This window comes from Algoriphagus kandeliae, assembly GCF_004571135.1.
Taxonomy (GTDB): Bacteria; Bacteroidota; Bacteroidia; order Cytophagales; family Cyclobacteriaceae; genus Algoriphagus; species Algoriphagus kandeliae.
In genome coordinates, this window is the sequence record NZ_SPSB01000006.1 from 23,170 (window position 1) to 42,017 (window position 18,848).

Here is an 18,848-nt window from a genome sequence, read left to right on the forward strand (position 1 = left end):
TAGAAAGCAATTAAACTGCTTCGCTTTCTTGAGCATATTCTTCAACTGGAATACAGCTGCAGACTAAGTTTCTGTCTCCATAAGCAGAATCGATTCTTCGGACAGAAGGCCAGAATTTATGTTCTTTTACATAAGCTAGTGGATAAACTGCTTTTTCTCTGGAATAAGGTAAATCCCATTCACCAGTTAATACCATCTGAGCTGTATGAGGTGCATTTTTCAAGACATTGTTATCCTTGTCAAACTTACCTTCTTCAATCTCGCGAATTTCCTCTCGAATAGCGATCAAAGCATCACAGAATCGATCCAGTTCTGCTTTTGTCTCAGACTCTGTAGGTTCGATCATGATAGTTCCTGCCACAGGGAAAGAGACAGTCGGTGCATGGAAACCGTAGTCCATTAATCGCTTGGCGATATCCTCTACTTCTACTCCAAATTCCTTAAATCCACGACAATCAACGATCATCTCGTGTGCTGCTCTTCCCTTGGTTCCGGTATACAAAATCGGATAGTGGCCTTCCAAACGTTCCTTAATATAGTTTGCATTGAGGATGGCCATTTTGGTAGCATTGGTCAAACCATCTCCGCCCATCATTTCGATGTAAGCATAGGAGATTGGTAGGATACTCGCGCTTCCATAAGGAGCTGCAGAAATGGAAGAAACTGCCTGAGCACCTCCTGTTTTTACAATTGGGTTTCCTGGAAGGAATGGTGCCAAATGACTGGCAACACAAATTGGCCCCATGCCAGGTCCACCACCTCCATGAGGGATACAGAAGGTTTTGTGAAGATTGAGGTGACAAACATCAGCTCCGATTCTACCTGGAGATGTCAATCCCACTTGAGCATTCATGTTCGCACCATCCATGTAAACCTGTCCGCCATACTGATGAATGGTTTCGCAGATTTCCTGAATAGCCTCCTCAAATACTCCGTGAGTAGATGGGTACGTCACCATCAGGGCAGAAAGGTTCTCTGCATGCGTAGCCGCTTTTTCTTTCAAGTCAGCTACATCAATGTTTCCTTTTTCGTCGCACTTCACCAAAACGACCTTCATTCCTGCCATCACAGCAGATGCAGGGTTAGTTCCGTGGGCAGATGTAGGAATCAAAGCCACGTCACGATGTCCCTCTCCTCGACTTAAGTGGTAAGCTCTGATTACCATCAAACCGGCATATTCACCCTGAGCACCAGAGTTTGGCTGAAGGGAGGTGTCAGCAAATCCAGTGATCTCGGTTAGCCAGGTACGTAGGTTAGAGAAAAGCTCTTGATAGCCCAAGGTTTGGTCCATCGGCGCAAATGGGTGAATCTGCCCAAATTCAGGCCAAGTTACTGGGATCATTTCAGCAGTGGCATTCAGCTTCATGGTACAGCTTCCTAAGGAAATCATAGAATGTACCAGCGAAAGGTCCTTGTTTTCCAATCGCTTAATGTAGCGAAGCATTTCATGCTCGGAATGGTAGTTATTGAAAACTGGATGAGTCAGGTATTCAGATTTTCTAACTAGTGCTTCTGGAAGCTCTAGGTTTAGGTTTTCCACCAATTCATCCAAATTTAAGGTATGCTTACCTTCCTCTGAAGCAAATATGGAAACGATGGTTTTGACATCTTCCAATGTTTTGGTTTCATCAAAAGAGATGAAAATGGAATCATTCTCATAGCGGAAGTTCATCTCAGCGGCTAATGCCAAACCTTTCACTCGCTCTCTGGAAACATCGCTCATTCGGATTTGAATGGTATCAAAGAAAGAGTGTCCGGCCACATTCAATCCTAAGTTTCTCAAAGCTTCAGCTGTCAATTTAGCTAGGCCATGAGTTCTTAAGGCAATATTTTTCAACCCTTCTGGTCCATGGTAGACTGCGTAGAAGGAAGACATGACAGCTAAAAGAACTTGTGCTGTACAAATATTTGAAGTAGCCTTTTCCCGCTTGATATGTTGTTCGCGGGTTTGAAGTGCCATTCTGTAAGCTTTATTTCCAGCTCTGTCTACGGAGACACCGATTATTCTTCCTGGAATTTGCCGTTTGAAATCTTCTTTGGTTGCAAAAAATCCCGCATGCGGCCCGCCATATCCCATTGGTACTCCAAATCGTTGTGCAGAACCAACCACCACATCAGCTCCCATTTCTCCCGGAGGAGTCAATAAGGTTAATGCCAACAGGTCGGTAGCAAATGCAGTCAACACCTTGTTTTCTTTCGCAGCAGCAACGATGGCAGAATAATCGCGAATGGCTCCGTCCGCATCCGGATATTGGAACATTACCCCGTAAAGTTCCGGGTCAGTCAAATCCAAGTCTTGGATAGAACCGAAGACCAATTCAATCCCTACTGGCTCTGCTCTTGTTTCAAGGACAGCTTTTGTTTGAGGGAATATTTTTTCGTCTACAAAAAACTTATTTGCATTCTTCTTGTCTCTTGGCTTGACAGAATGAAGCATAGTCATTGCTTCGGCAGCAGCTGTGCCTTCATCCAACAAAGAGGCATTGGCAAGTTCCATACCGGTAAGTTCCATCACCACCGTTTGGAAATTGATCAAAGCTTCCAATCGTCCCTGAGCTATTTCAGCCTGATAGGGAGTGTATGCGGTATACCAACCTGGGTTTTCAAGGACATTTCTCAAAATCACCCCCGGAACGAAGGTGTCATAGTAACCCATCCCGATGAAGGATTTGAATACTTTGTTTTTTGAGGCTAATTTCTTGAAATCAGCTAAAAACTCAGACTCTAATTTTGCTTTTGGGAGGTCCAATGGTCGCGTGAGGCGAATGGATTCAGGGACCGTTTGTTCGATGAGTTCCTCTAAGGAAGTGGCACCGATTTTTTCCAACATCTCTGCGATCTCCGCTTCAGTCGGGCCATTGTGTCTGCTCTCAAATTTGACAGCATTCGATAGGTTGATTTTCATACGAATTGTTTGGAAGCTGTGATTTTTATTTGGGTTAGAAATCCTTTCAATTTCTGGCGGCAAAGGTACAATTTCTTGTAAGATAATCTTTGCTTAACACACAGAATTTCACCCTCTCAACACTCCTTTCCTGTAAACGGTTTGTGGCTGGGATAAAAAAATGTATAGCTTAGGGGCCAAAATAAAAATTGATCCTATGAATAAACGATTTCTTTTGACCTCTGCGCTGGCTTTAGGGCTCTCTTGGGGCACTTTTGCGCAGAATCCCGTACAGGTAAAATATGCCAATACCATCACTGCGGATGACCTGAAAGAATACTTGACCTTTTTGGCTTCTGATGAAATGAGAGGTCGGGATACTGGTTCTCCTGAGGGCTTGATTGCAGCGAATTACTTGGCTGACTTCTACAAAGAATTAGGCTTGACAGGTCCTGTGGATGGAAGCTATTTTCAGCAGGTACCTTTAGTAAGTTCTAAGTTTGAAAAAGTGACCTTGAAAGTCGGAAAAACCAACTTGGTTGAAAATGAGGATTTTGTATTCACCGGTGATGGTGATATGAAAAAAGCCGCAAAAACCGACTTGGTTTTCTTGGGTCTTGTAAATGATGAGAACCTAGCAAAAGTAGATGTGACCGGTAAATTGGTTGGTATCTGGGCTGTAGGAGAGCGAAGCAATGGTTTGATCAACAAAGTGATGGATGCCGGTGCTGCTGGAGTAGTGATCGTGAGCATGGAAGGACAAGCTAATTTTGACCGTATTGCTAATCGCTATAAGTCTTTAGCTGGAAGAGGTAGAATCGGATTTGAGCGGGAAATCTCTCAGCGACCTGTTTTCATGGTGAGCTCTGATAAAATGGGCGAATTGTTTGGTACTCCGGTAGAAGAACTGAAGGAAGCTGCCAAATCCAATCCAGAGTCTATCAAATCTCAAAAAGCTTCTTATCTCGTTCAGAAAAGTGTAACGCCTGTGGAGGCGTACAATGTGATGGGCTTTTTGGAAGGAACCGATAAGAAGGATGAAGTATTGGTGATTTCCTCTCACTATGACCACGTAGGAGTGAGCTCTACAGGTGAGATTTTCAATGGAGCAGATGATGACGGTTCAGGAACTGTTTCCGTGATGGAAATAGCTCAGGCTTTCGCTACTGCTGCTAAAGAAGGACATAGACCTCGTAGATCTATTTTGTTTTTGAATGTGACTGGTGAGGAAAAAGGTCTTTTAGGGTCTCAGTATTATTCTGAAAACCCGATTTTCCCTATCGAAAATACTGTCAATAACATCAATATTGACATGGTGGGACGAATCGATTATGAATACCAGAATGCTGAAAACAAGGACTATGTCTATGTAATCGGTTCAGAAATGTTGTCTACTGATTTGAAAAAAATCAACGAATACAACAACATCACCTATACAGACTTGATCTTGGACTATCGATATGATGCTGAAGATGATCCAAACCGATTCTACTACCGATCAGATCACTACAACTTCGCGAAGTTCAATATCCCTGTGATTTTCTTCTTCAATGGAGTACATGATGATTACCATCAAGTGACGGATACGGTCGATAAAATCGAATTCCCACTAATGACCAAGCGGGCGCATTTGATTTTCCATACAGCTTGGGATCTAGCCAACAGAGAGAAGCGAACTCGAGTAGATGGCACGAACACTCGCGGAGAGCGATAAAATTGGAAAAGGATCTCAGCTGAGATCCTTTTTTATTTTCCCACTCTTATGGAATTGTAATTTTTTTCCTGGAACAATAATTCTTGTTCTTGCAATAACTTAAACAATTCAATCTTGGCCGAAACATCATTTGAGCATAAGCTTGAAATCAATGCTTCCCATATCCCGCGCTTTCGAGATTCCGAAAAATCATACCCATCTCTTAGATAATGTACAGAAGCATTGGGATAAAACTCTCCAATAACATCAAAAGACTTAGGGTCTAAAAGCAAATTGTAAACGCCCCCTACCAAAATTATTTTGGAAGAAAATAATTTCCCACGATCATAATTGGTCCCGTTGAAGTATTCCAAAGACATTGTATTCGATCGTAAGTTTAAAGAGAGCAAGTCTAAAAAATGGCCAAATGGCCCTAAATCATAGATTCCAATATCCAAATAATGCTCAAATGCCCTTGCTTCTAATCCGAGACTTATTTCATTTTGTGTTTCTGAAAAAGTAGTATTTATGAAATCTTTAATTTTTACTTCTATTGTGCTATCTCGAATGGGCTTATCCATGAAAAAATAGGGTTCAGAAGATTGTGCTGAGAATCTTACAATTTGATCTGTTGAGTATTCTTCGATTATTGAATCAAATCCTTCCAAAAGATCCCAAAAGCGTAGATTTTTTGGAATATCTAGAAGTAGTGGATTTAAACTAAGCGCCTTTTCAACTCTATCAGGAAATTCATGAAGATAGTAGTGAATAAGGACCGCGCTACTTCCAAACCCTATTAAAATTACTGTATCATCCCCTAAAATTTCTTTGCGGACCAGTTCTATATCTTTGATTATTTGACCTCGACTTAACCAGCGATATTTTTTATCAGAATCAATTCTGATATTTTCTTCAATAAATCGGTTTAAATCCGGGGAAGCATACCTTCCTTGGATTTTAATAAGATTGAACTCAGTCAACTCCAAATCTAGCAAATCTCCTAATCCTAAATATTCATCAAATGGATCAGCATGAGTAATGATTGTTTTCTTTTTCGGGTCAAAAGGTTGTCGAATAGAGTAATCAATTTTGATTTTTTTGGAATAGGGGTCATCATGATCTAGGGGAACTTCTATCCAATTTGAATGACCAAAAGATAAAAGGAATATAAAACCAAAAAGACTCATGATTAATTGTCTTCAATCTTAAATACATCAAACATCAAAAAATCCTCATTTAACAAAGAGTCTCCCGGGTGAGCTTTATTGAGATAAAGTCCATTTTCATTGACAAACCAATTATTAATTTGATAAGTACGATCAGGAAGAGGGATAGTCTGAATTAACTCCAAATCTTTATTAAAGACTCTCAGAACCTGGCTTTTATCCAAATAGGTTTTGTAAGAATTAGCATCGCTTGGACCATCCCAAACAATACTGTAAATTAAGTTTCTCCAAGGGTCTGGGATTGGGGATAAATAATATGGGTTTTCAATGGCATGCTGATCATAAGCTTGAGGATCATTGGTTTGAGGAATACTGGGTACAAACTCCACTTTAGAACTTGACGTGGTAGTCAATCTTTCATCATTCAATTGAAACCCATAAATCGTTGACTCATACTGATAATTGAAAATCAATTGATTGTCAAGCTTTCCATAAAAGCCCAAATACGTCATAAATCCTACCTGGCCCGAGACAGATTTAAAATACTCTGAATGGTAGATGGGTAGTACAATTACTTCATTAGTCTCCAAATTCAAAGATGTCATCAACGGTAACTTAGCTATTTCCAAAGGGCTTACTCCCATTTGATTCATGAAAAAGTAAACAGATTTATGATTGCTGTCATAGTATAACTTGAAGTAAAAATTACAATGTGGAACCCCTAAATTCAAATTCCCATAAATCTGAAATAAATCCCAGGATTGCCTTTTACTCAAATCACTATTTAAAAGATGAAGTTTACCTAATTCATAGACGAAAATGGAATCTGAAGATTGAACAAAAATTGACTCAATTTTTCCAATCCCGCTTGGGCCCTCAAACTCTAATTTTTTTGATACTATAACTTCACCTTGATTCAGATTAAAAAAATCCAAGCTATGCCGTTTGTCATTATATCCCATAAGGATAGAATTTCCCTTTTGAGAGAAGTTTGATTGAACAGGATAACTACTTAGTTGATTTGGTGATACTGGGATTTTTATCTCATTTATTGAAAAATGAATTGGGTTTTCTCTTTTATCCGGTTTTGTGCAGGAGAAATAAAGGGGAATTATAAATAAAAATAGAATTGCTTTTTTCATAATTTGAAAAAAGAGCACCCAGGAATAACAACCAAAACACTATAGTTAATTTAACTTAAAGTCCTTTTTATTTCCTTCTGTTCTTTGTCTTCAGCTGATTCCGATTCTTTTTATTTCCGGATTTTCGAGCTTTGACTTTTTCTCCTTTTCCGATATTCCGTTTTGGGCGGGCTTTCTTTTCGTGGAATGCACCTTTGTAATCTGGGTTTTCCTTTTGCTTGAGCTTATCCAATTCACGTGCGTAGATCTGCTTTTCAGCAAAAGGTGTTTCCGTTATTGTTACTGATTTTGGAATACTCACCTCAGGTACTTCCATCCGGATCAACTCCTCGATTTTCTCAAAATGCCAGGCCTCTGCCGGATTGATAAAAGTGATGGCCATCCCTTCATTTTCCGCTCTACCAGTTCGACCAATTCGGTGCACATAATCTTCATAAATCAAAGGAACATCGAAGTTGATCACATGAGAAACCATCGTCACATCCAAGCCTCGTGAGGCTACATCAGTCGCCACCAAAATCCGTACATCGCCTGCTTTAAAATCCTCCATGGAATTGATTCGGGTGTTTTGTCCTTTGTTGGCATGAATGACTCGAATCTCGCCGACTTTTTTACGTTGAAGAAAATTGGACACCTCCTCTGCATTTTTTCGACTTCGTGTAAAAATGATGGCTCGGCTGACCTCTTCGCTCTCCAAGAGATGCTCCAATAAATTGATTTTGGTTCGGATGTTTGGAACAAAATATTTGACCTGATCGATGGTTTCAGCTGTAGTCGCAGAGGGAGTGATTTCCACCCGCTCCGGAAACTCCAAGAATTCAGTCGAAAGCCGCTCTACCTTAGAAGAAAAGGTGGCAGAGAAAAGGAGGTTTTGCCTCTTCACCGGAATAACCTCTAAAATGGACCGAATTTGTGGCATGAAGCCCATGTCCAGCATTTTATCCGCTTCATCCAAGACCATGGTTTTAAGTTCTTTGGTTAGGATGACACCTTTCTTATACAAATCCATAAAGCGACCCGGTGTAGAAATAATCAGATCTACACCAGCTTCGATTTGCTCTATTTGGGTCTTCGGACCAATTCCACCATAAAGTGAGACTACTCGGATATCCGTGTATTTGCCCAGTTGACGACAGACTTCCTCAATCTGCATGACCAATTCCCTGGTAGGGGCCAAGACCATTGCTCGGGGATGCATGCCTTGGGCGTATTTTACTTTCATCAAGATGGGAAGCACATAAGCTGCTGTTTTCCCAGTTCCTGTCTGTGCAATCCCCAACACATCATGTCCAGCCAAAGCCAAAGGGATCCCTTTTTCCTGAATTGGTGTTGGATGAGTATAGCCTGCTTCTTCGACAGCGTTTAGTAATTGCCTATTGAGTTTAAAAGCTTCAAAACCTTCTGCCTGATTGGCCATGATTGCTTAATTTAGCGGGAACATATAACAGTAAAACGATGAAAAGTATTCTGATCACCGGTGCAAATATAGTTAATGAAGGCCGGATCTTTCGGGGAGATGTCTTAGTGGCAAACGGCCGTATCGCTAAAATCGGAGAAAATCTCTCTGGGGAGTCTGCTGATAAGCGGATAGACGCTGAGGGAAAGTATCTTTTTCCCGGAATCATTGATGATCAGGTACATTTTAGAGAGCCAGGGCTAACTCATAAAGGCGATATCTACACGGAGTCCAAAGCTGCTGTAGCTGGTGGTGTGACTTCTTACATGGAAATGCCGAATACCGTTCCTCAGGCTGTGACCATTCCTTTGTTGGAAGAAAAATATGCTCGAGCAAAAGAAGTATCGCTCGCCAATTACTCCTTCTTCTTTGGAGGAACGAATGACAACCTCGAGGAAATCCTCAAGTTGGATTTAAGAAATGTTTGTGGTCTGAAGGTTTTCCAAGGTTCCTCCACTGGCAACATGGTGGTGGACAATATCGAATCTTTGGAAGGGATCTTTAAATATTACAAAGGCCTATTGGCTATCCACTCAGAAAATGATCACATCATCGCCGAGAATCTGGCTGAATACAAAGCCAAATACGGGGATGATATTCCGGTGAAATTCCACCCTAAAATCCGATCAGAAGAGGCTTGTTACAATGCTTCAAGTCGAGCAGTAGCCATGGCTAAGAAGTATGGAACCCGTCTCCATATTTTGCATATAAGTACTGCCAAGGAATTGGAATTATTTGATAACAGTATTCCTTTGGAGCAAAAGCACATTACCTCCGAGGCTTGTATCCATCATTTGTGGTTTTCTGAGGAAGATTATGATACCAAAGGCACTTTGATCAAGTGGAACCCGGCAGTCAAAACTGCTCATGATCGGGATGAAATTTTTAAAGCTGTTTTGGATGATCGAATCGATGTGATTGCTACCGACCATGCTCCGCATACTTTGGAGGAAAAAGCACAGGTTTACACCAAAGCACCTTCAGGTGGACCTTTAATCCAACATTCTTTGGTTGCGATGTTGGATTTCTATCATCAGGGAAAAATCAGCTTAGAGCGAATCGTTGATAAAATGGCACATAATGTAGCCAAGCTCTTCAGAATCGAAGAAAGAGGATTCATTCGTGAAGGATATCATGCTGATTTGGTTTTGGTGGATTTGAATGATCCATGGACCGTTTCTAAGGAAAATATCCTAGCAAAATGCGGTTGGTCTCCATTTGAAGGTCATACTTTCCAATCCAAAGTCACTCATACGATTGTGTCCGGACATTTGGCTTTTGAAAACGGACAGTTTGATGAAAGTAAAAAAGGAGAGCGGATGACTTTTTCTGTAAATTAATTTGAAAAGGCTCTTGCGCAAAAAAGTACTTCTATCTACCTTTGCAATCCAATTGAGGGAGATGTCCTCAAAAACTTATAAATGGTGATTGTAGCTCAGCTGGTTAGAGCGCTGGTTTGTGGCACCAGAGGTCGCCGGTTCGAATCCGGTCTTTCACCCTTAAAACCCCTCATTCTGAGGGGTTTTTCCATTTTAAAGGAATCCTTTGGCATTAATATTGAGCCAGAAAATCGAAACTAAACCAACGTCAGATGTTTACACTGTTTAAAAACTCCCCGAAATTCCCGGTGATCAAACCGGTGAATATTTCACTTGTAAGAAATTACATGACGAAGTTTGAAGAATCTCTTAAAAATTTCGAAGAAGTCCAAAAAGAGCTTTTTCACTCGTAAAAGATCAAGTTTTCTAAAGGTTATGGCGACATAACCTTTATTTTTTTGCTTTTGATTTTTCTTTACATCCCAATGTTATATTTTAACGGGATGCAACTTTTAGACCCATGAGTTATATTCATTTTGACAAAACACAACTAGTCAATCTCAACTATTCCTTGGATCGGGAGATTATCCGAACCAATCGGTCTGGGACTTATACTAGTACCACAATTATAGGGTGTAATACCCGAAAATATCACGGGCTTTTAGTAGCTCCGCAACCTCAAATTGATTCTCAAAACCATGTTTTCTTGTCCACTGTCCATGAGACGGTGATTCAGCATGGAGCTAGCTTTAACTTGGGGATTAGCAAGTTTCCAGGAAATTATTTTCCTCGAGGGCATAAGTATTTGGAGGATTTCGACTCTGAGCCAATTCCAAAATTGACTTATCGAGTAGGAGGAGTCCTTTTACAAAAGGAATTGATCTTGGATACGAATCGGGATCGGGTAATGATTCGGTATACCTTGCTGGAAGCTCACTCTCCGACAAAGATTCGAATCCAACCTTTCTTGGCATTTCGAGGATACCACACCCTTTGTAAGGAAAATGACGATATCCAAAAGGATTTCGAAAAAGTACCCAATGGAGTAAAATTCCGGCTTTATCCGGTTTATGATCCTTTGTATTTGCAGGTTTCGAAGAAAAATAAATTCAATTCCAATCCTAACTGGTATCATAATGTAGAATACATTCTGGAGAGGGAGAGGGGATATGAATACCAAGAGGATCTTTATGTTCCAGGGTATTTTGAATTTGATATTGAAAAAGGGGAGTCGGTCATTTTCTCTGCTGGTTTGACTGAGGCGGATCCAAGTACCCGTCAGCGGGCTTTTGAAAAAGAAGTTGCTAGACGTATTCCACGAAGTAATTTTGAAAACTGCCTAATCAACTCTGCTACGCAATTTATTAGAAATAGGGACGGAGAGACTCGGATTATTGCAGGCTATCCTTGGTTTGGCTGGTGGGGAAGAGATACCTTCATCGCCGCGCCAGGATTAACCTTGGCGAGAGGAGATAAAGAGACCTTTTTGGAAATCATGGATACCATGTCCAAAGACCTAAAAGGCCCACTTTTCCCGAATGTGGGAAGCGGGGATTTCACCAATATGAATTCCATTGACGCTCCACTTTGGTTCTTTTGGTCTCTTCAGCAATACATCTATTTCACAGGAGATACTAAGACTGTCAAAAACCGATACCTAGCTAAGCTCAAAGGAATTTTGGACGGGTATCAGCAGGGAACAGATTTCAATATTCACATGCTTTCCAATGGGTTGATCTATGGTGGATATGAGGGAGTAGCTTTGACTTGGATGGATGCCGTAACCGTAGATGGACCTGTAACTCCAAGAACAGGCTGTCCTGTGGAAATTCAAGCCCTTTGGTACAATGCCTTGAAGTTTTATCATGAGTTGTCTGGAGAGGAGCATTATGGAAATCTTGCAGATAAAGTGAAAGATTCCTTTCTGGAGGAATTTTGGGATGAGAAAAAAGGCTATTTAGCTGATGTGGTAAATGGCTTGGAAAAAGATTGGGCAATACGGCCGAATATGGTCTTTGCCACCTCCTTGCCCTATACTATGTTGGATGAGAATCAGCGAGATAAAATTCTCGATCTGGTTCGATCCAATTTATTGACAAATCGAGGATTAAGAACCTTGGCTCCCGATGATCCGGCTTACAAGGGCTATTATTTCGGCGATCCGATCAGCCGAGACAATGCCTATCACAACGGTACGGTTTGGGTTTGGCCAATGGGACATTTCGTGGAGGCTTATATCAAACTCCATGGAAAATCAGCCAAGAACTTTATCGGTCGAATTATCAAAAGCTTCGATGGAGTAATGACCCAATATGGGGTCGGAACGGTGGCAGAAATTTATGATGGAGATCCTCCTCACAGACCAAAGGGTTCTGTCTCTCAGGCTTGGTCTGTAGCAGAACTATTACGCATGATGGAATTAGTAAAACGGATATAAAACTTTTTTCTATGAGGGTATTAATGTTTGGGTGGGAATTCCCGCCACATATTTCCGGAGGATTAGGCACAGCCTGTTATGGTTTGGTCAAGGGGATGGTTCATCATGATCAGGAAGTGATTTTTGTTGTTCCCAAGCTTTGGGGTGATGAAGAGCCTTTGGCTGATTTTGTCAATGCAAGTGATGTCACCATAGATTATCGGGAGAAAAAGTTTAAAAGCATTTGGAAAAATCTGACCTATCTAGAAGTATCAAGCTTTTTGGTGCCTTACCTAGGTCCTGAAGAATATCAGAAATTTACGGATTATGCGATCCACGATCGGGCAGATGTGGATGAGAGTATTTTTACCAACAAATACCAATTCAGTGGAAAGTACGGTAAAAATCTAATGGAAGAGGTAAGCCGCTATGCCCTCACCGCGGCTCAGATTGCACGAGATCGAAAAGACTTTGACATCATCCATGCCCACGATTGGTTGTCATTTCCCGCGGGAATTGCGGCAAAAGAAATCAGTGGAAAGAAACTGGTAGCCCATGTTCATGCAACGGAATATGACCGATCCGGTGAATCAGTTAACCCTCCTGTATTTGAGATTGAAAAAGCGGGAATGGAAGCTGCTGACCATGTGGTGGCAGTAAGTCAGTTAACCAAAAATATCATTGTTAACCGATACGGAATTCCTGCTGAAAAAGTAAGTGTGCTTCACAATGCAGTATTGGATGCGAGCATAATTAAATCAAAATATGAGAAGAAAGTACCTGAGAAAATCGTGACTTTCTTGGGTCGGATTACTTTCCAAAAAGGGCCAGAATATTTTGTGGAGGCAGCCAAAAAGGTAATGGACCGAGATGATAATGTTCGCTTTGTTATGGCTGGTTCGGGAGACCTCCTTAACCGGATGATTGATCGGGTAGCAGAGCTCCGAATGGGACATAAATTCCATTTCACAGGTTTTTTGAAAGGAGATGATGTGGATCATATGTATGCCATTTCAGACGTCTATGTGATGCCGTCTGTCTCCGAACCATTTGGAATTGCCCCGCTAGAGGCTGTTAGACATAATACTCCAACCATTATTTCGAAGCAATCCGGAGTAGCAGAAGTTCTTCAAAATGCCATCAAAATTGATTTTTGGGATGTAGACGCCATGGCGGATGCCATGTTTGCTTTGCTGCATTATCAAGGGATTTCCAAGATGTTCAAAGAGCTGGGCAGTGAAGAACTTAAAAATTTGAAATGGGAGCATGTAGCTGCCAAACTCGTCAAGATTTATGAAAAAACTTTAGCGCAACAACCATGAGAACGATTTGCTTTTACTTTCAGGTCCATCAGCCCTATCGGCTTAAGCCATATCGCTTTTTTGATATTGGAGACGATCATTATTACTGGGATGACTTTCTAAATCGAAGTGTCATGAGAAGGGTCGCACAAAAGTGCTATCTGCCAATGAATGCTCTTTTGTTAGAATTAATCGAAAGACATAAAGGAGCTTTCAAAGTGACTTTTTCTTTTTCCGGAACTTTTATGGACCAAATGGAGGCCTATGCTCCTGATGTGTTGGAAAGTTTCCAACGATTAGTTGCCACAGGTCAGGTAGAAGTTCTCAGTGAGACCTATGGACATTCCTTAGCTTCTTTGAGGAGCAAGGAGGAATTTGCTAGAATGGTGGATCAGCACCGAGATAAAATCAAGCAATTGTTCAACGGTTATACTCCAAAAGTTTTTAGAAACACCGAGTTGATCTATTCTGATAGAATCGGAGAAATGGTCCATGATATGGGCTATACTGGGATTTTGACAGAAGGTGCCAAGCACGTTTTGGGATGGAAGAGTCCCAACTTTGTCTATCAAAACAGCATTAGGCCAGAACTAAAAGTATTACTAAAGAATTTCCGTCTTTCGGATGATATCGCTTTCCGTTTTTCCAATAAGACTTGGTCGGATTATCCATTGACGGTTGATAAGTTTATCAGTTGGGTAAATGCGATTCCAAAGTCTGAGCCTGTCTTAAATCTCTTTATGGACTATGAGACTTTTGGGGAGCATCAGTGGAAGGAAACCGGGATTTTCGAATTCATGAGAGCTTTACCGGAAGCAGTTCTTTCTAAAACTGATTTTGGATTTTCTACTCCATCGGAGGTATTGGGTCAGGTGGATGCAATTAGCCCAATTCATGTTCCGATACCGATCAGCTGGGCTGATGAAGAGCGTGATTTGACAGCTTGGTTGGGAAATGATTTGCAGGATGAAGCATTTGATCGCCTATATGAATTGGAACAGACTGTTCGGCAGCTGGATGATCCGGATTTGATTCGGGACTGGAATTACCTGCAGACTTCGGATCACTTCTATTACATGTGTACCAAGTTCTTTTCTGATGGAGATATACACTCCTATTTTAGTCCTTATGATACGCCATACGATGCGTTTATCAATTATATGAATGTCCTGAGTGATTTTGTCCTCCGGATTAAGCAAAAGAAAAAAGAAGTAGAATCAGTCGAATAACGGCTGATTCTTTTTTTTACCAGATTCCGAATTGGGAGAAGTGGTGCTTGAAATGCTTTTGATGAAATCTTTCCCATTCTTCCTTATCTAACTCTCCTAGTACAGGATGCATCGTTTTAGCTGTAGGGTTTTGGTTAAAAAACTCTTCAAACTCTTCTAGGCTTTGAAGCAATTTGGTTTTGGCTGTTTCCAAATCTGGAAATCGTAAAGGCAATAATTTCCCTGGATCATTAGGGAATTTGATCTCTTTTGGAAAGTCCATCCCAGTTTCTAAAAGCATCCGTTTCATTTCTAACTGTTTTCTGTTTGGTTCGAAGAAAGGGATTTTAATTCGGCTAGATGAAATCTTGACAGTTAGCGTAAGATGTTCCACCATATGTTGCGGAGTCATTCTTCCGAATTCAGGCTCTTGATCTGCTTGTAATTTTTCTAGATTGGTTTTGGTTGAAATTGAATTCATAAAATGAAAATTTGAATGCTATAGACTAAAAAAGCGCCCAGAACAACTAGGCGCTTTTTCCAATTGACGAACTCTAAAATTTTAACTTCCGCACATTTCGCAGTCATCCGGATTGTCCAATGAACAAGCGATGGCTGCTTGCTTGTCTTTAAGTTCTTGAGCTGTAGGTGCTTCAGCTTCTTCTTTGTCCACCAAGGCACTCTTGTCCAAGGTGAATTTAATTGCTGAAGCAGCTGCTTGAGAGCGTAGGTAATACATGCCAGTTTTAAGACCTTTTTTCCAAGCGTAGAAGTGCATGGATGTCAATTTTCCAAAGTTTGGATCTTGCAAGAAGACGTTCATACTTTGAGATTGACAGATATAAGCTCCTCGGTCAGCTGCCATATCGATGATGACTTTCTGAGAAATCTCCCATACAGTTTTGTATAGGTCCTTGATGTTTTGAGGAACATTTGGAATATTTTGTACAGATCCATTTGCTGCAATCAATCTGTTTCTCATCGTATCATCCCAAAGGCCCAAGCTGATCAAATCTCTCATCAAGTGCTTGTTCACGACGATAAATTCACCGGAAAGCGTTCTTCTTGTGTAAATATTGGAAGTGTATGGCTCGAAGCACTCATTATTTCCAAGGATTTGAGAAGTAGAAGCTGTCGGCATAGGAGCTACCAAGAGAGAGTTACGCAAACCGAACTTCTTCACTTTCTCTTTCAAATCTGACCAATTCCATCTTCCGGACTTTGGAGTTACTCCCCACATATCAAACTGGAGGATTCCTTGGGAAGCTGGAGATCCTTCATAAGTTTCATAGGTACCTTCGATTTTAGCCAATTCCATGGAAGTTTCTACAGCTGCATAGTAGATGGTTTCAAAGATATCCTCGTTAAGACCTTTTGCCTCAGGAGAATCAAATGGCATTCGAAGCATCAAGAAGGCATCTGCAAGTCCTTGAACACCCAAACCAATTGGTCTGTGTCGGAAGTTGGAGCGACGCGCTTCTTCTACCGGATAGTAGTTGACATCAATTACCTTGTTCAGGTTACGAGTTGCGACCTTGGTGATTTCATAAAGTTTTTGATGGTCGAAATAGCTTTTGCCATCAGGTCCTGTTGTAACGAATTTTGGAAGGGCGATAGATGCCAAATTACAAACCGCTACTTCATCAGGAGAAGTGTACTCGATGATTTCAGTACAAAGGTTGGATGACTTAATGGTACCCAAGTTTTTCTGGTTGGATTTACCATTTGCTGCATCCTTATAAAGCATGTAAGGGGTACCTGTTTCGATTTGAGATTCTAAGACTTCAAACCAAAGTTCCTGAGCTTTGATTGTCTCTCTAGCTCTGCCCTCACGCTCATACTTTTCATACAATCTTTCGAATTCTTCTCCGTGGCAATCTGACAAGCCAGGAGCTTCATTAGGACAGAATAGGGACCAATTCTCGTTAGACTCGACGCGCTTCATAAATAAATCCGGAACCCAAAGCGCATAGAACAAATCACGGGCACGCATTTCTTCCTTACCATGATTTCTCTTAAGCTCCAAGAAATCCTTAATATCAGCATGCCAAGGTTCCAAGTAGATAGCGAAAGATCCTTTTCGCTTTCCTCCGCCTTGATCCACGTAACGCGCTGTCATGTCGAAGTTACGGAGCATAGGTACAATGCCATTTGACACTCCGTTAGTGCCTTTGATGTAGGAGCCTTTTGCCCGTACGTGATGGATAGAAAGACCAATACCCCCCGCAGACTGGGAAATTTTAGCACACTGCTTCAGCGTATCGTAAATTCCGTCTATGCTGTCTTCTTTCATGGTAAGTAGGAAGCAAGAAGACAATTGAGGTTTTGGAGTACCTGCATTAAAGAGGGTAGGAGTCGCGTGTGTAAACCACTTCTCAGACAGTAAATTGTAAGTCTCAATTGCTGCATCAATGTCCTCCTTGTGGATTCCGACAGATACCCGCATCAACATATGTTGCGGACGCTCAACCACTTTCCCGTCCAATTTTATAAGGTAACTTCTTTCTAAAGTTTTAAACCCAAAATAATCGTATCCGAAATCTCGCTTGTAATCGATTGCGGCGTCAAGACGCGCAGCATTTTTCTTTATAACTCCATACACTTCTGTATCCAAAAGCTGTGCATTTTCACCTGTTTTTGGATTTACATAAGTGTAAAGCCGCTTCATCGTATTGGAGAAAGACTGGCTAGTAGTTTTATGTAAGTTGGAAATCGCAATGCGGGCTGCAAGAATGGCATAATCAGGATGTTTGACTGTGAGTGACGCACAAACCTCAGCGGCTAGATTATCCAGCTCGGAGGTGGTTACTCCATCATACAATCCATCAATTACTTTCTTTGCAACTTCGATTGGTTGGATAAACTTCGGATCCAATCCATCGCAAAGGTTTTCAATTCGTGCTGTGATTTTGTCGAATCTTACCGATTCGCGTCTTCCATCTCTTTTTATTACTAGCATAGTCGGATAAGGTTAAAGTGGTTGGGTTGAAAATTGATATTAAAAGTCTTCTCCAAGAGAGAATCGTGGGGAATCTGATGCTTCGGTGGTTTTCATTACACCTGCCTTTTGGTAGTCACCAACTCGCTTCTCAAAGAAGTTGGTCTTTCCTTGTAGGGAGATCATATCCATGAAATCAAATGGGTTGGTGCTGTTCCAAATTTTTTCACAGCCAAGCTCAACCAATAGTCGGTCGGCCACAAACTCAATATATTGACACATCAAGTCAGCGTTCATTCCGATAAGACGAACGGGCAAGGCATCGGTAACAAATTCTTTTTCGATTTCTACCGCGTCCAGAATGATTTCTCGTACTGTTTCTTTTGGAAGCGGGTTAACCACGTGCTTCGTGTAGAGGTGACAAGCAAAGTCGCAGTGAAGTCCTTCATCTCGTGAGATCAATTCATTTGAGAAAGTAAGTCCAGGCATCAATCCCCGCTTCTTCAACCAGAAGATAGAGCAGAAGGAACCTGAGAAGAAAATACCTTCTACAGCCGCGAATGCAATTAGTCTTTCTTGGAAGCTGCCATTGTCAATCCATCGAAGTGCCCACTCAGCTTTTTTCTTCACGCAGTCGATGTGCTCGATTGCATTCAATAAGCGGTCCCGCTCTACCGGATCCTTTATATAAGTGTCAATCAACAAGCTGTACGTTTCAGAGTGGATATTCTCCATTGCAATCTGGAAGCCATAGAAAAACTTAGCTTCTGTATATTGTACTTCAGCTACGAAATGCTCTGCAAGATTTTCATTAACGATTCCATCACTTGCTGCAAAGAATGCTAATACGTGGGATATAAAGTGACGTTCACCATCATTGAGATTTTTCCAGTCAGTCAAATCTTGTCCCAAATCGATTTCTTCTGCAGTCCAAAAGCTAGCCTCAGCCTTTTTATAAAATTGCCAAATGTCAGGGTGCTGGATAGGGAATAAAACAAAGCGATTTTTGTTCTCTACTAAAATGGGTTCCTCTTGCATCATTCTCTCGTTTTTATTTTTGGTAGAAATTATTTTCGGCTTAATAGATTGACTTATTGCTGGGGATAGAAAAGGCTGCCTTTTCAGAACAGCCTTGAACAAATATGTAAACCAAAAATCAGAAATAAAACCCCTAAAGAGCTGCTTCAAGTAAGATTTTGAATTAAGTTCAAAAAATATATAAATCTCAATAATTCAATTAATTATAGATCTTTAAATCATGTAAAAGTTTAAAAAAATACGCCATTTTAAGCCCTTGAAAGTTTTTTCAATTTTTTTCAAAAAAT

At 41.0% G+C, this 18,848-nt stretch carries 12 protein-coding genes and 1 tRNA gene; 6 read left to right on the top strand and 7 right to left on the bottom strand.

What is annotated here, in order from left to right; translation table 11 throughout:
* Positions 1-10: 10 nt before the first annotated feature.
* The gene (gene gcvP, locus E4S40_RS16555) at positions 11-2,905 is read right to left on the bottom strand and encodes an aminomethyl-transferring glycine dehydrogenase (protein ID WP_135076898.1); all 2,895 of its coding nucleotides are present in this window, start codon (positions 2,903-2,905) and stop codon (positions 11-13) included.
* A 196-nt stretch (positions 2,906-3,101) separates the two neighbouring features.
* On the opposite strand from gcvP, the gene E4S40_RS16560 reads away from it, so the two are divergent.
* A complete protein-coding gene (locus E4S40_RS16560) occupies positions 3,102-4,598 on the top strand; it encodes a M28 family metallopeptidase (protein WP_135076901.1) in 1,497 nt (498 codons plus the stop codon).
* Between the two features lie 32 nt (positions 4,599-4,630).
* Here the strand turns inward: E4S40_RS16560 and E4S40_RS16565 are convergent, their stop codons facing one another.
* The 3 genes from E4S40_RS16565 to E4S40_RS16575 form a co-directional block, all read right to left on the bottom strand.
* Positions 4,631-5,764, bottom strand: coding sequence for a hypothetical protein (locus E4S40_RS16565; RefSeq protein ID WP_135076903.1), 1,134 nt, complete (start codon positions 5,762-5,764; stop codon positions 4,631-4,633).
* A gap of 2 nt (positions 5,765-5,766) precedes the next feature.
* The gene (locus E4S40_RS16570) at positions 5,767-6,885 is read right to left on the bottom strand and encodes a DUF4221 family protein (protein ID WP_135076906.1); all 1,119 of its coding nucleotides are present in this window, start codon (positions 6,883-6,885) and stop codon (positions 5,767-5,769) included.
* Between the two features lie 67 nt (positions 6,886-6,952).
* Complete coding sequence (locus E4S40_RS16575) at positions 6,953-8,302, bottom strand: DEAD/DEAH box helicase (protein ID WP_135076909.1); 1,350 nt, start codon at positions 8,300-8,302, stop codon at positions 6,953-6,955.
* Between the two features lie 38 nt (positions 8,303-8,340).
* On the opposite strand from E4S40_RS16575, the gene E4S40_RS16580 reads away from it, so the two are divergent.
* The 5 genes from E4S40_RS16580 to E4S40_RS16600 all read left to right on the top strand — a co-directional run bounded on the left by E4S40_RS16580 (position 8,341) and on the right by E4S40_RS16600 (position 14,606).
* Entirely contained in the window at positions 8,341-9,681 is a 1,341-nt protein-coding gene (locus E4S40_RS16580) for a dihydroorotase (RefSeq protein ID WP_135076913.1), read from the top strand.
* Positions 9,682-9,764: 83 nt separating this feature from the next.
* Positions 9,765-9,840, top strand: a tRNA-His gene (locus E4S40_RS16585).
* Positions 9,841-10,180: 340 nt separating this feature from the next.
* Positions 10,181-12,097 carry an amylo-alpha-1,6-glucosidase gene (locus tag E4S40_RS16590; protein WP_135076917.1) on the top strand — a complete coding sequence of 639 codons (1,917 nt, stop codon included), beginning with the start codon at positions 10,181-10,183 and terminating at the stop codon, positions 12,095-12,097.
* Positions 12,098-12,108: 11 nt separating this feature from the next.
* A complete protein-coding gene (locus E4S40_RS16595) occupies positions 12,109-13,398 on the top strand; it encodes a glycosyltransferase family 4 protein (protein WP_135076920.1) in 1,290 nt (429 codons plus the stop codon).
* A complete protein-coding gene (locus E4S40_RS16600) occupies positions 13,395-14,606 on the top strand; it encodes a glycoside hydrolase family 57 protein (RefSeq protein ID WP_135076923.1) in 1,212 nt (403 codons plus the stop codon). Before E4S40_RS16595 ends, E4S40_RS16600 begins: the two co-directional genes overlap by 4 nt.
* A 16-nt stretch (positions 14,607-14,622) precedes the next feature.
* Here the strand turns inward: E4S40_RS16600 and E4S40_RS16605 are convergent, their stop codons facing one another.
* From E4S40_RS16605 to E4S40_RS16615, 3 genes are all read right to left on the bottom strand, one after another.
* Positions 14,623-15,066: a DUF1569 domain-containing protein gene (locus tag E4S40_RS16605; protein WP_135076926.1), complete on the bottom strand. Its 444-nt coding sequence runs from the start codon at positions 15,064-15,066 to the stop codon at positions 14,623-14,625.
* Between the two features lie 81 nt (positions 15,067-15,147).
* Positions 15,148-17,544 carry a ribonucleoside-diphosphate reductase subunit alpha gene (locus tag E4S40_RS16610; RefSeq protein ID WP_135076929.1) on the bottom strand — a complete coding sequence of 799 codons (2,397 nt, stop codon included), beginning with the start codon at positions 17,542-17,544 and terminating at the stop codon, positions 15,148-15,150.
* Positions 17,545-17,583: 39 nt separating this feature from the next.
* The gene (locus tag E4S40_RS16615; protein WP_135076932.1) at positions 17,584-18,564 is read right to left on the bottom strand and encodes a ribonucleoside-diphosphate reductase small subunit; all 981 of its coding nucleotides are present in this window, start codon (positions 18,562-18,564) and stop codon (positions 17,584-17,586) included.
* Positions 18,565-18,848: the final 284 nt, after the last annotated feature.

Bases quoted from the DNA above. Each gene is read 5' to 3' on its own strand.
- gcvP (WP_135076898.1), bottom strand. From the start codon at position 2,905: ATGAAAATCAACCTATCGAATGCTGTCAAATTTGAGAGCAGACACAAT.
- E4S40_RS16560 (WP_135076901.1), top strand. From the start codon at position 3,102: ATGAATAAACGATTTCTTTTGACCTCTGCGCTGGCTTTAGGGCTCTCT.
- E4S40_RS16565 (WP_135076903.1), bottom strand. From the start codon at position 5,764: ATGAGTCTTTTTGGTTTTATATTCCTTTTATCTTTTGGTCATTCAAAT.
- E4S40_RS16570 (WP_135076906.1), bottom strand. From the start codon at position 6,885: ATGAAAAAAGCAATTCTATTTTTATTTATAATTCCCCTTTATTTCTCC.
- E4S40_RS16575 (WP_135076909.1), bottom strand. From the start codon at position 8,302: ATGGCCAATCAGGCAGAAGGTTTTGAAGCTTTTAAACTCAATAGGCAA.
- E4S40_RS16580 (WP_135076913.1), top strand. From the start codon at position 8,341: ATGAAAAGTATTCTGATCACCGGTGCAAATATAGTTAATGAAGGCCGG.
- E4S40_RS16590 (WP_135076917.1), top strand. From the start codon at position 10,181: ATGAGTTATATTCATTTTGACAAAACACAACTAGTCAATCTCAACTAT.
- E4S40_RS16595 (WP_135076920.1), top strand. From the start codon at position 12,109: ATGAGGGTATTAATGTTTGGGTGGGAATTCCCGCCACATATTTCCGGA.
- E4S40_RS16600 (WP_135076923.1), top strand. From the start codon at position 13,395: ATGAGAACGATTTGCTTTTACTTTCAGGTCCATCAGCCCTATCGGCTT.
- E4S40_RS16605 (WP_135076926.1), bottom strand. From the start codon at position 15,066: ATGAATTCAATTTCAACCAAAACCAATCTAGAAAAATTACAAGCAGAT.
- E4S40_RS16610 (WP_135076929.1), bottom strand. From the start codon at position 17,544: ATGCTAGTAATAAAAAGAGATGGAAGACGCGAATCGGTAAGATTCGAC.
- E4S40_RS16615 (WP_135076932.1), bottom strand. From the start codon at position 18,564: ATGATGCAAGAGGAACCCATTTTAGTAGAGAACAAAAATCGCTTTGTT.